The following is a 12,268-nucleotide window of genomic DNA, read 5'->3' on the forward strand; positions in this document are numbered from 1 at the left end:
CATGCCCTCGGCCACTTCCGGCCACGGCCCCGGAACTCGGGGTTGCCGTAGCGGCACTTAATTGATCATGCGGCATTTTTCACTTGTCCTTCGAGGTGCGGGTGACGGCCGGTCCGTCCGCGACGGTCACCGTCCCCGGGCGGTCCGGCCCGCCCCGGGGAGTCACCCCGGGCACGGCGTCAGCCCCCCTCCGCGCCGGGCGAAACCGCGGAATCCGCCGAACTCCGGGCCGCGGCCCGGGCCCTCCACCCCCGTGCACCGGGGCGTGGAGGGCCGTCCGGTCCCGCTAGGCGGTGCGGCGCAGCAGGGCGAGGTACATCGCGTCCGTGCCGTGCAGGTGCGGCCACAGCTGGACGTCGGGGCCGTCGCCGAGGGCGGGGACGCCCTCCATGTACGGGCGGGCGTCGATCAGTTCGGCCGACACCGCCTCGGCACCGGCGCCCCGGCCCTTGAGGACGTCTTCCACGACCACCCGGGTCTCCGCCAGGTGCGGGGAGCAGGTCGCGTATCCCACGACACCGCCGACGCGCACCGCGGCGAGCGCCTCGCGCAGCAGCCCGCGCTGGAGCGGCGCGAAGCCCTCCAGGTCCTCGGGGCGCCGCCGCCAGCGGGCCTCGGGACGGCGCCGCAGCGCGCCCAGGCCGGAGCACGGCACGTCCACCAGCACGCGGTCGAAGGACCCCGGCAGCCACGGGGGCCGGGTGCCGTCGGCCGCGATGACCTGGTACGGGCCCGGGTTCCCGGCCAGCGCGCGCTCCACGAGCCGGGCCCGGTGGGGCTGCTTCTCGGAGGCCAGCAGGAAGGCCCCGCGCCGCGCGGCCAGCGCGCCCAGCAGCGCCGCCTTGCCGCCGGGACCCGCGCAGCCGTCGAGCCAGCGCGCGTCGCGCCCCTCGACGGGCACGGCGGCGAGGGCCATCGCCACCAGCTGGCTGCCCTCGTCCTGTACGCCGGCGCGTCCGTCGCGGACGGCCTCCAGCGCGCCCGGCTCGCCGCCCTCGGCCATCCGCACCGCGTACGGGGACCAGCGCCCCGGCAGCGCCGAGTCCTCGCCGACGGCCTCCAGCAGCTCCTCGGGCGTGGACCGGCCCGGACGGGCCACCAGCGTCACCTCGGGCCGCTCGTTGTCGGCTTCGAGCAGGTCCTCGATCCCGGCGCGGCCTCCGCCCAGGGCGTCCCACAGGGCGCTGACGACCCAGCGGGGGTGCGAGTGGTAGACCGCGAGGTGTTCCTCGGCGTCGTCCTCGTACGGCGGGGCCACCCGCTCCAGCCAGCCGTCGAGGTCGTGCGCGGAGATCTTGCGGAGCACGGCGTTCACGAACTTGGCACGGCCGTCGCCGAGCACCACGCGGGCCAGTTCGACGCTGGCCGAGACCGCGGCGTGCGTGGGGATGCGGGTGCCGAGCAGCTGGTGGGCGCCGAGCGAGAGCACGTCCAGCACCGGCGGGTCGACCTCGCGCAGCGGCCGGTCGATGCAGGCCTTGATCACCGCGTCGTAGGTGCCCTGCCGGCGCAGGGTGCCGTAGACCAGCTCGGTGGCCAGGGCCGCGTCGCGCGCCTGGAAGCTCTCGTCCTGGCGGGCCTTCTTCAGCAGCGGGGGCAGCACGAGGTTGGCGTAGGCGTCGCGCTCGTCCACCGCCCGCAGCACCTCGAAGGCCAGCATCCGGACGGGGTCCTTCTGGGGCCGGCGGTACGGCTTGGCCGGCCGGCCGCCCTGCTTGCCGGACGGCTTGCCGGCGCCTGCGGCGGCGGGACGACGACGGGGCTGTTCGCTCACGTGAAAGGTGCTCCGGGGTTACGAGGTACTGCGGTGGTGGGTCACGGGGTACTGCCGGGCCCGCCCGGGGCGGACCGGTCGCGGAATCAGCCTACGTCGGCCGCGCCCAGGCGCTCGCCGGGAGCGATCCGCACCCCGCGGGCCCAGTCGGCGCCCTTCATCGGCTTCTTGCCCTGCGGCTGCACCCACAGCAGCTCGACGGCGTGCGAGCCGGTGCCGACGTGGACGTGGTTCTTGGCCGGGGCCAGCACGCCCGGCGCGAGGTCGGTGCGGTCGGCGACGAGCCCGACGGAGATCAGCTTGAGCCGCTCGCCGCGGAAGACGGTCCACGCGCCGGGGGCGGGCGTGCAGCCGCGCACCACGCGGTCGGCGCGCAGCGCGGGGGCGTTCCAGTCGACGCGCGCGTCCTCGACCGTGATCTTCGGCGCGAGCGAGATCCCGTCGGCGGGCTGCGGGACGGCGCGCAGGGTGCCGTCCTCGATGCCGTCCATGGTCGCGGACAGCAGTCCGGCGCCGGCGAAGGCGAGCCGGGTCAGCAGGTCGCCGCTGGTGTCGGTCGGGCGGATCGCCTCGGTGAGCACCCCGAAGACGGGGCCGGTGTCCAGCCCCTCCTCGATGCGGAAGGTGGAGGCGCCGGTGACCTGGTCCCCCGCCATGATCGACTGCTGGACGGGGGCCGCGCCGCGCCAGGCGGGGAGCAGGGAGAAGTGCAGGTTGACCCACCCCTGGGCGGGGATGTCCAGGGCGCTCTTGGGGATCAGCGCCCCGTAGGCGACGACCGGGCAGCAGTCGGGGCCGATCTCGCGCAGCCGGGCCTGGAACTCCTCGTCGCGCGGCCGCACGGGCTTGAGCACCTCGATCCCGGCTTCCTCGGCACGCTCGGCGACCGGGCTGGCGACGAGCCGGCGACCGCGGCCGGCCGGGGCGTCGGGCCGGGTGATGACGGCGGCGACCTCGTGCCGCCCGGAGGCGATCAGGGCGTCCAGGGCGGGCACGGCGACCTCGGGGGTGCCTGCGAAGACGAGCTTCACTGGGGTCCTACCTCGCTATCTCGGCTGTCAGCAGCGCACCAGTCTATGGGGCCCGCCCCCACCCGCCCACCTGCGGCGCCGAGGGGGCGTACGCACACACGCGCGCCTCTCGCATATGCCGACACGCCCCCGAAGCGTGACTTCATCGCGGTATGGCGCGTTGGTCAAGGCAGATTGACCGAAACGGGCCGCGAATGAGAACGGTGTCTGCGGCCCGATCCGCTCTCCAGCACCGGTTCGAGAGGCTTCTTCATGGCCRACCACGCCACTCATGACGCCCAAGCGCGGGCCAGCCTGCACCTCCTCGTGCGGGACATCGAGCGGGTTCGCCGACAGGTGGACGCTCTGCGCACCCTCACCGCCCAGCTCGGCAACGTGTACCGCCCGCGCCGCTCCGGGCCGTCCACGGGCTTCGTCGTCTACGGCAGGGCCCCCGCACCCACCGTCCGGCTCGCCCAGGAGCTGCGGGACAGCGTCGAGACGCTGGTCACCGCGGCGGTGGACTTCGACCGCTCACTCGGCTTCTCGTGGGACGCGGTCGGCTCCGCGCTCGGCGTCACCAAGCAGGCCGTGCACCGCCGCTACGGGGCACGCCGCGCGCAGGCCGCCGAGTCCGCGGAGCCGTCGGCCGAGGGCACCACGACCCGGACGCTCGGTCCGCTGCCCACCATCCCGGCGGCCCGCTCGGTGCCCCCGCAGCCGGTGCGCGAGGACGCCCAGGCCGCCGCCCCGGCCGCCCGCCAGTCGGCGTTCCCGGGACCCCGCAACGGCTGACCCCGTCCGCGCCGCCGGGACGCCGACCCCCGACGGCACCGACCCCGCGGGACCCCGTGCCTCAAACGCCGGCGGGTCTGGATCCGCGCAGCGAGACTCCAGCCCGCGCGGCGTTTGAGCGCACCGGGTGCGCGGCTCCCGGCACGGGGTCCGGGGCCCGCCCCGGGGACCGGGCGAAGGGCGCGGCGGGGCGAACGGCCCCGCGCAGCGGCCCCCCGCCACCCGGCCTCAGCCGATGTCCGGCGGGTCGATCCGGATCCGGACCGCATCCGCCGCCGCGACGCCCCGCGCCATCCGCGCGGCCTGCGCCGACTTCAGCGCCGCGGCCAGCGCGGCCCCGCTCCCCGGAGGGACCCGGACCAGGGCCCGCTCCCCCGGTGAGGGCTCCCCCCGCCGCCCGGGCAGCGGTACGGGTCCCAGGACCTCCGCGTCCGGCGGCAGCTCGACGGCCCCGAGGAAGGCCTCCAGCGCCTCCCCACGGCCCGCCACGGCGGCCATCCGCGACACCGGCGGGAAACCCAGCTGGGCCCGCTCGGCCAGTTCCCGTACGGCGTGCCCGACCGGGTCCCAGCGCACCAGCGCCTGCACGGGCCGCAGCGTCGGTTCGGCCACGACCACCACCTGCCCCTCCCCGCGCACCAGCGACGCGGCGGCGATCCAGCGGCGCAGCGCCTCCTCCCCCGCCCGCAGGTCGGGCCGGCCCAGCATGGCCCAGCCGTCCAGCAGCAGCGCCGCCGCGTACCCGGCGCCCGTGGCGACCGGCTCGGCCCCCGGGGTGCACACCACCAGTGCCGGGCGGTCCGGCACCTCGTCCAGTACGTGGTCGCGCCCGGAAGTCCGTACGGGCACGGCGGGGAAGGCCCGGCCCAGCTCCTCGGCGGTGCGCCGCGCGCCCACCACCTGGGCGCGGAGCCGGAAGGACCCGCACTCCTGGCAGTGCCAGGCGCTCTCGGCCCGGCCGCACCAGCCGCAGTGCAGGTCCCGCTCGTCGGGGGCCTCCAGCGGCCCGGCGCACACGGTGCAGCGGGCGGGGGTCCGGCAGCGCTCGCAGGCGAGCCGGGGCGCGTAACCGCGCCGGGGCACCTGGACGAGGACCGGGCCGGTCTTCAGGCCCTCCCGGACGGTCTCCCAGGCGAGGCTCGGCAGCCGGGCCGCGCGGGCCGCCCCGTCGCGCGCCAGCAGTTCGTCGCCGACGGTGCGGATGCGCGGAGCGACGGACCGCACCGTCTCCCGGTCGGCCACGAGCGGGCGGGCCCAGCCCGTCTCGACGAGCTGGGCGGCCTCCACCGTGCAGCTGGTGCCGCCGGCCAGGAAGGCGCAGCCGTCGGTGACGGCGCGCAGTTCCAGGACCTCGCGGACGTGCGGGAAGGGGGCGTGGTCGTCGCTGTGGCTGGAATCCCCGTCGTCCCAGATCACCACCAGCCCGAGGTCGCGCACGGGGGCGAACATCGCGGCCCGGGTGCCGACGACCGCGCGCACCGAGCCCCGGCTCACCGCGAGCCACTGCCGGTAGCGCTTCTCGGGCCCGGACTCGGCCGTCAGCAGGGCGTGCCGCCCCTCGCCGAGCAGTTCGGTGAGGGCGGCGTCGACCCGGGCGGCGGTGCGCCCGTCCGGGACCACGGCCAGGGCGCCCCGGCCGGAGGCGAGGGTCGCCGCCATGGCACGGGCCAGTTCCCCGGCCCAGCCGGGGCCGGGCAGGGCGGTCCACACGGCGCGGGGGGCTCCGCCGGTGGCGAGGGCCCGCAGGAACGCGGGCCCGGCGCCGTAGCGGGCCCAGCCGCCGGGCTCGGGCACCGGAGGCGGGGGCAGCGGTTCGGGCGAGGGCTTGGCCTCGGCGCGGGCGCTGCGCGCGGGCAGGGCGAGCTGGAGGACGTCGGCGAGGCTGCCCGCGTACCGGTCGGCGACGGCGCGGGCGAGGGCCAGCACGGGCGGGGAGAGGACGACCTCGGGCGAGACCACCTGGGCCAGGGCGGCCAGCGCCCCGTTGTAGTCGGACTCGGCGCACCGCTCCACGATGAAGCCGTCGATGAGCCCGCCGCCCTCACGGCGGCCGCCGTGCACGCGGTGGGAGCCGGCGCCGAAGCGGACCCGGACGCGGACGCCCGGCCGGGCGGTCTCCGCGAGCTCGGCGGGCACCGCGTAGTCGAAGAGCCGGTCGAGGTGGAGCACGCCCTTGTTCACCAGGACGCGGGCGACGGGCAGCTCCTCGGCGACCGCGGCCCCGCGCCAGGTGCGCGGCTTGGCCTTGGGCGCCTTGGCTTTCGCCTCGGCGACCATCTCCCGGATCAGTGCGAGCTGCTCCGGCGGGGAATCGTTCGCGCTGCTCACACAGGCATTCTTACCAAAGACCACTGACAGCGAACGGCCCCGGACCTGGCGGTCCGGGGCCGTTCGTCACGTGCGGCGGCGTTTACAGACCGGCGGCGGCGCGCAGGGCGTCGACGCGGTCGGTGCGCTCCCAGGTGAAGTCCGGCAGCTCGCGGCCGAAGTGGCCGTACGCGGCGGTCTGGGCGTAGATCGGGCGCAGCAGGTCGAGGTCGCGGATGATCGCGGCCGGGCGCAGGTCGAAGACCTCGCCGATCGCGTCCTCGATCTTCTGGACGTCGACCTTGGCGGTGCCGAAGGTCTCGACGAACAGGCCGACGGGCTCGGCCTTGCCGATCGCGTAGGCGACCTGGACCTCGCAGCGGGCGGCCAGACCGGCGGCGACCACGTTCTTGGCGACCCAGCGCATGGCGTACGCGGCGCTGCGGTCGACCTTCGACGGGTCCTTGCCGGAGAAGGCGCCGCCGCCGTGACGGGCCATGCCGCCGTAGGTGTCGATGATGATCTTGCGGCCGGTGAGGCCGGCGTCGCCCATCGGGCCGCCGATCTCGAAGCGGCCGGTCGGGTTCACCAGCAGCCGGTAGCCCTCGGTGTCGAGCTTGATGCCGTCCTCGACGAGCTGCGCCAGCACGTGCTCCACGACGAACTCGCGGATGTCCGGGGCGAGCAGCGAGTCCAGGTCGATGTCCGCGGCGTGCTGCGAGGACACGACGACGGTGTCCAGGCGCACGGCCTTGTCGCCGTCGTACTCGATGGTGACCTGGGTCTTGCCGTCGGGGCGCAGGTACGGGATGGTCCCGTTCTTGCGGACCTCGGACAGGCGGCGCGAGAGCCGGTGCGCGATGTGGATCGGGAGCGGCATCAGCTCGGGCGTCTCGTCGCAGGCGTAGCCGAACATCAGGCCCTGGTCGCCGGCGCCCTGCTTGTCGAGCTCGTCCTCGTCACCCTCGACGCGCTGCTCGTACGCCGTGTCCACGCCCTGGGCGATGTCGGGCGACTGCGCACCGATGGACACCGACACGCCGCAGGAGGCGCCGTCGAAGCCCTTCTTGGACGAGTCGTAGCCGATTTCGAGGATCTTGTCGCGGACGAGCTGGGCGATCGGCGCGTAGGCCTTGGTGGTCACCTCGCCCGCGATGTGGACGAGACCGGTGGTGATGAGAGTCTCCACGGCCACACGCGAGGTCGGGTCCTCGGTGAGGAGCGCGTCGAGGATCGTGTCGCTGATCTGGTCAGCGATCTTGTCGGGGTGACCCTCGGTGACGGACTCCGAGGTGAACAAGCGACGGGACACAACGCTCCCTGGGGTTGCAGCGGCTGCTGGCTGATCATTTGGCGGAACCACACCGGGGGCTGCGCCCGATCACGTTCCAGGTTGCAGTTTATCGGTCGCCACCGTTCGCCGGACCACCCGTCTCGCCTTATGGGAGCCATGTGACCTGCGGCACTCCATTCTGACGCACGGATTTGCCTCCGAGAAGAGCGACGCTCAGGCGCTTCTGGAGCCGTCCCCGGGCGCGAGGAGCCCCACCACCCGGTCCCAAATCACGTCCGCCAGAACTTCCTTCGGACCGTGGGGCACGGGAGTCTCCCCACCATCGGAGGCCAGGACGATGGCCTCGTTCTCCTCCGAACCGAAGGTCTTGGTGGCGCCGACCTCGTTGACCACGAGAAGGTCACACCCCTTGCGGCGGAGCTTGGCCCGGCCGTTGGCGAGCACGTCGTCGGTCTCGGCGGCGAAACCGACGACGACCTGGCCCTCCCGGGCCCGGTCGGCGGAGATCTCCGCGAGCACGTCGGGGTTGCGCACGAGGGCGACGGGCGCGGGGTCCTGTCCGTCCTTCTTCTTGATCTTGCCGTCGGCGTACCGGGCCGGCCGGAAGTCGGCCACCGCCGCCGCCATCACGACGGCGTCGGCGTCGGCGGCCGCCTTCAGCACCGCCTCGCGCAGCTGGAGGGCGGTCCCCACGCGCACTACGTCCACTCCGGCCGGGTCCGCGAGCGCGGTGTTGGCCGCGACGAGGGTGACCCGGGCTCCGCGCGCGGCGGCCGTGCGGGCGAGGGCGTAGCCCTGCTTGCCGGAGGAGCGGTTGCCGAGGAAGCGGACGGGGTCGAGCGGCTCCCGGGTGCCGCCGGCGCTGATCACCACGTGGCGTCCGGCCAGGTCGGGCCCGGCCGCACCGCGCGCCAGGACCCGGCGGCAGACCTCGTAGATCTCCTCGGGGTCGGGCAGCCGGCCCTTGCCGGTGTCCTTGCCGGTGAGCCGGCCCACGGCGGGCTCGATCACGACGGCGCCGCGGCGGCGGAGCGTGGCGACGTTCTCCTGCGTGGCGGGGTGCTCCCACATCTCGGTGTGCATCGCGGGGGCGAAGACCACGGGACAGCGGGCGGTGAGCAGGGTGTTCGTGAGCAGGTCGTCGGCCAGCCCGTGGGCGGCCTTGGCCAGCATGTCGGCGGTGGCGGGGGCGACGACGACGAGGTCGGCACCCTGCCCGATGCGCACGTGGGGCACCTCGTGGACGGTCTCCCAGACCTCGGTGGAGGCCGGGTTCCCGGAGAGCGCGGACCAGGTGGCCTCGCCGACGAAGTTCAGGGAGGCGGCCGTGGGCACCACCCGGACGTCGTGCCCCGACTCCGTCAGCCGGCGCAGCAGCTCGCAGGCCTTGTACGCGGCGATCCCGCCACTGACCCCCAGCACGACCTTGGGCTTACCCGGCTTGTCCACCACTCGCTCCCCGTTCGGAATCGGTCTACGCCACCTATGACACACCACAGGCCCGGCAGATGTTCTGCCGGGCCTGTGGTGAAGAGAATGTTCCGCGCCTTACTGGGCCGGGGCCTCGATGGCCTCGGAGGTCAGCAGGCCCGCATTGATCTCGCGCAGCGCGATCGAAAGCGGCTTCTCGTGGACGTGGGTGTCCACCAGCGGGCCGACGTACTCAAGCAGGCCTTCGCCGAGCTGCGAGTAGTACGCGTTGATCTGACGCGCGCGCTTGGCCGCGTAGATCACGAGGCTGTACTTCGAGTCCGTGGCCTCGAGCAGCTCGTCGATCGGCGGGTTGATGATGCCCTCGGGCGCAGTGATGGAAGAGGACACGCTCTACCTTCCGAAGATGGGTGAAAGATCAAACATCAATCGACATGACATCGATCAACGATCAAACAACTTTCATCAAGGCTAGCAGCTCACGCGCCACGTCCTCGACGGAGGTGTTGACCAGGGTGGTGTCGAACTCGGACTCGGCAGCCAGTTCGATCTTGGCGGAGTCGAGCCTGCGCTCGATCACCTCGGGGGATTCGGTGCCGCGGCCGGTGAGCCGGCGGACCAGTTCGTCCCAGCTGGGCGGGGCCAGGAAGACCAGCTGGGCGTCGGGCTTGGACTCGCGGACGAGCCGGGCGCCCTGGAGGTCGATCTCCAGCAGCACCGGTTCGCCGTTGTCCAGGCGTTCCAGCACCGCGCCGCGGGGTGTGCCGTAGCGGTTGCCCGCGAATTCGGCCCACTCCAGCAGCTCGCCGTTGGCGATCAGCTTGTCGAACTCGTCGTCGTTGACGAAGAAGTAGTGGACTCCGTGTCGCTCACCGGGCCGCGGCTTGCGGGTGGTGGCCGACACCGAGAGCCATACCTCGGGGTGGACCTTGCGCATATGCGCGACGACCGTGCTCTTGCCGACCCCCGAAGGGCCGGAGAGCACGGTCAGCCGCGGACGAACCTCTGCTGCCATAGAGCGATTATCCAGGTTCTCGGGACTGCCTGAGAACGCCGGGAGAACTTCGGGCGACGCCTCAGGCGCCGCTACCGCCGAACTCACGCTCCAGAGAGGCGATCTGGTTGGAACCGAGACCTCGGACACGCCGGGACTCGGAGATGCCGAGGCGCTCCATGATCTGCTTGGCGCGGACCTTGCCCACGCCGGGCAGCGACTCCAGAAGGGCGGAGACCTTCATCTTGCCGATGACGTCGTTCTCCTGGCCCGTCTTGATGACGTCGTGGAGGGAGGCGCCGGAATGCTTGAGTCGATTCTTCACCTCGGCCCGCTCCCGGCGAGCCGCGGCGGCCTTTTCGAGCGCTGCTGCGCGCTGTTCAGGGGTAAGGGGCGGAAGAGCCACGCCTACGTCACCTCGGATGTCGAACTGTCGGATACGGACCGGCGGGGAGCCCCAGGGCACCACGCCGGGCGAGCCTCCCGAACAGCGTGGGAAATCGTTCGCTGCTCGTTCACTCTGGTCGGAGACTAGCGGCCATGGCCGCTCCAGTCAGCGAGAACGGACGAAAAGTCCTGGTCAGCCTCCACTGAACCGTACATCACGGACAAAGTACCCCGGTTTTGTCCGGGGAAAGACGTTCGAATTTCGTCAAGCCGTGCCATGTGTCCGTGCCGAGGTGTGCGCGGGCGTGGCCCCGCAGGGGGACTACGCCGCGACGGCCGCGCGGATCTCGTCCGCGAACCGGCGGGACGCGTCGCGCAGCGCGGTCACGTCCGGGCCGTGCTTCAGGACGCCCCGCGACACGTTCGGGACGACGTTGCCGACCGCCTTGCCGAAGACCGCCGGGAGGTCCGCCGCCGTCGCGCCCTGCGCGCCGATGCCGGGAGCCAGCAGCGGCCCGTTGATGTCCAGGTCGAAGGAGGACAGGTCGCCCAGCGTCGCCCCGACCACGGCCCCGAAGGAGCCCATCGGCGCGGCCCCCTCGTTCTCCGCGGCCAGGTGCGCCAGCATCGTCGCCCCGATGGTCCGGCCGTCCTCGCGGACCGCCCGCTGGACCTCCGCGCCCTCCGGGTTGGAGGTGAGCGCCAGGACGAACAGGCCCGCGCCGGACTCCCGCGCCAGCTCCACGGCCGGTTTCAGCGAGCCGTAGCCGAGGTACGGGGACACCGTCAGCGCGTCCGAGAACAGCGGGGAGGCCGGGTCCAGGAAGGCCGAGGCGTACGCGGCCATGGTGGAGCCGATGTCGCCCCGCTTGGCATCCATCAGCACCAGCGTGCCCGCCGCCCGCGCGTCGGCCACCGTCCGCTCCAGCACCGCCACACCGCGCGAGCCGAAGCGCTCGAAGAAGGCCGCCTGCGGCTTGAAGACCGCCACCTGGTCGGCCAGGGCCTCCACGACGGTGCGGGAGAACCGCTCCAGGCCCGCGATGTCGTCGTCCAGGCCCCAGGAGGCCAGCAGGGCGGCGTGCGGGTCGATGCCCACGCACAGGGGGCCCCGAGCGTCCATGGCGGCGCGCAGACGGGTACCGAAGGGGGTCACAGGGCTCACAGCGCGGCCTTCCGGGTCTCGGCGCCCACCGCTTCGGCGAGGGTCGCGTAGGGGCTGGTGGCCAGGCGCGCGGCCAGGCCCTTGTGAATGGCGCGGGCGTAGAACGGGCCCTCGTAGATGAAGGCGCTGTAGCCCTGGATCAGGGTGGCGCCCGCGAGGATGCGCTGCCAGGCGTCCTCGGCGTTCTCGATGCCGCCGACGCCCACCAGGACCATCCGGTCCCCCACGCGCGCGTACAGGCGGCGCAGGACCTCCAGGGAGCGTTCCTTGACGGGCGCTCCGGACAGCCCGCCGGTCTCCTTGACCAGCGAGGGGTCGGACTTCAGGCCGAGGCCCTCGCGGGCGATGGTGGTGTTGGTGGCGATGATGCCGTCCAGGCCCAGCTCCAGGGCGAGGTCGGCGACGGCGTCGACGTCCTCGTCGGCGAGGTCGGGGGCGATCTTGACGAGCAACGGCACCCGGCGGCCGGTCACCGCGCGGTCGGCGGCCTCGCGCACGGCGGTCAGCAGCGGGCGCAGCGACTCGGTGGCCTGGAGGTTGCGCAGGCCGGGGGTGTTCGGCGAGGAGACGTTGACGACGAGGTAGTCGGCGTGGCGGGCCAGGCGCTCGGTGGAGAGCACGTAGTCCGCGGCGGCCTCCTCCTCGGGCACCACCTTGGTCTTGCCGATGTTGACGCCGACGACCGTCCGGAAGACGGGGTTGCGGGCGGCGAGCCGCTCGGCGACGGCCGCGGAGCCCTCGTTGTTGAAGCCCATGCGGTTGATCAGGGCGCGGTCGGGGACGAGGCGGAAGAGCCGCTTCTTGGGGTTGCCGGGCTGCGCCTGGCCGGTGACCGTGCCGATCTCGACGTGGTCGAAGCCGAGCATGGACATGCCGTCGATGGCGACGGCGTTCTTGTCGAAGCCGGCCGCGAGCCCGAAGGGGCCGTGCATCCGCAGGCCGAGGGCCTCGGTGCGGAGCCCCTCGTACCGGGGCGCGAGGACCGCCGCGACGAAGGTGCGCAGCACGGGGGTGCGGGCGGCGAGGCGGATCCAGCGGAAGGCCGTGTAGTGGGCCTGCTCCGGGTCCATCCGCTTGAAGACGAGGTTGAAGAAGAGTTTGTACACGGTGC

The 12,268-nt window shown here is 73.5% G+C and carries 11 protein-coding genes; 1 reads left to right on the forward strand and 10 read right to left on the reverse strand.

The features are described from left to right. Nucleotides 1-286: 286 nt before the first annotated feature. Nucleotides 287-1,774, reverse strand: a complete 1,488-nt coding sequence (locus AB4039_RS08510) for an RsmB/NOP family class I SAM-dependent RNA methyltransferase (protein WP_442270416.1) — start codon at nucleotides 1,772-1,774, stop codon at nucleotides 287-289. 86 nt (nucleotides 1,775-1,860) lie between these two features. Beyond that, nucleotides 1,861-2,805, reverse strand: a complete 945-nt coding sequence (gene fmt, locus AB4039_RS08515) for a methionyl-tRNA formyltransferase (protein WP_266837891.1) — start codon at nucleotides 2,803-2,805, stop codon at nucleotides 1,861-1,863. A 252-nt stretch (nucleotides 2,806-3,057) separates the two neighbouring features. Between fmt and AB4039_RS08520 the strand changes: the two genes are divergently transcribed. Continuing rightward, on the forward strand, nucleotides 3,058-3,579 hold the full coding sequence (locus AB4039_RS08520; protein WP_442270417.1) for a hypothetical protein: 522 nt from the start codon (nucleotides 3,058-3,060) through the stop codon (nucleotides 3,577-3,579). Between the two features lie 228 nt (nucleotides 3,580-3,807). Here the strand turns inward: AB4039_RS08520 and AB4039_RS08525 are convergent, their stop codons facing one another. The 8 genes from AB4039_RS08525 to AB4039_RS08560 form a co-directional block, all read right to left on the reverse strand. Further along, complete coding sequence (locus AB4039_RS08525; RefSeq protein WP_442270418.1) at nucleotides 3,808-5,907, reverse strand: primosomal protein N'; 2,100 nt, start codon at nucleotides 5,905-5,907, stop codon at nucleotides 3,808-3,810. 82 nt (nucleotides 5,908-5,989) lie between these two features. Beyond that, nucleotides 5,990-7,198: a methionine adenosyltransferase gene (gene metK / locus AB4039_RS08530; protein ID WP_100660992.1), complete on the reverse strand. Its 1,209-nt coding sequence runs from the start codon at nucleotides 7,196-7,198 to the stop codon at nucleotides 5,990-5,992. Between the two features lie 195 nt (nucleotides 7,199-7,393). Beyond that, nucleotides 7,394-8,629, reverse strand: a complete 1,236-nt coding sequence (gene coaBC, locus AB4039_RS08535; protein WP_442270419.1) for a bifunctional phosphopantothenoylcysteine decarboxylase/phosphopantothenate--cysteine ligase CoaBC — start codon at nucleotides 8,627-8,629, stop codon at nucleotides 7,394-7,396. A 99-nt stretch (nucleotides 8,630-8,728) separates the two neighbouring features. After that, nucleotides 8,729-9,001 (reverse strand): DNA-directed RNA polymerase subunit omega, encoded by a 273-nt coding sequence (rpoZ, locus tag AB4039_RS08540; protein WP_004948662.1) that lies wholly within the window; start codon nucleotides 8,999-9,001, stop codon nucleotides 8,729-8,731. 61 nt (nucleotides 9,002-9,062) lie between these two features. Beyond that, nucleotides 9,063-9,626: a guanylate kinase gene (gene gmk, locus AB4039_RS08545; protein WP_030234013.1), complete on the reverse strand. Its 564-nt coding sequence runs from the start codon at nucleotides 9,624-9,626 to the stop codon at nucleotides 9,063-9,065. Between the two features lie 61 nt (nucleotides 9,627-9,687). Then, entirely contained in the window at nucleotides 9,688-10,011 is a 324-nt protein-coding gene (locus tag AB4039_RS08550; RefSeq protein ID WP_030234009.1) for an integration host factor, read from the reverse strand. Between the two features lie 303 nt (nucleotides 10,012-10,314). Continuing rightward, nucleotides 10,315-11,157: an orotidine-5'-phosphate decarboxylase gene (pyrF, locus tag AB4039_RS08555; RefSeq protein WP_266837900.1), complete on the reverse strand. Its 843-nt coding sequence runs from the start codon at nucleotides 11,155-11,157 to the stop codon at nucleotides 10,315-10,317. Continuing rightward, nucleotides 11,154-12,263: a quinone-dependent dihydroorotate dehydrogenase gene (locus AB4039_RS08560; protein ID WP_442270420.1), complete on the reverse strand. Its 1,110-nt coding sequence runs from the start codon at nucleotides 12,261-12,263 to the stop codon at nucleotides 11,154-11,156. Before AB4039_RS08560 ends, pyrF begins: the two co-directional genes overlap by 4 nt. Nucleotides 12,264-12,268: the final 5 nt, after the last annotated feature.

Source organism: Streptomyces sp. M-16 (assembly GCF_052114405.1).
Taxonomy (GTDB): Bacteria; Actinomycetota; Actinomycetes; order Streptomycetales; family Streptomycetaceae; genus Streptomyces.

Coding starts and splice junctions, on each gene's coding strand:
- gmk (WP_030234013.1), bottom strand. CDS start 9,626: ATGGCAGCAGAGGTTCGTCCGCGGCTGACCGTGCTCTCCGGCCCTTCG.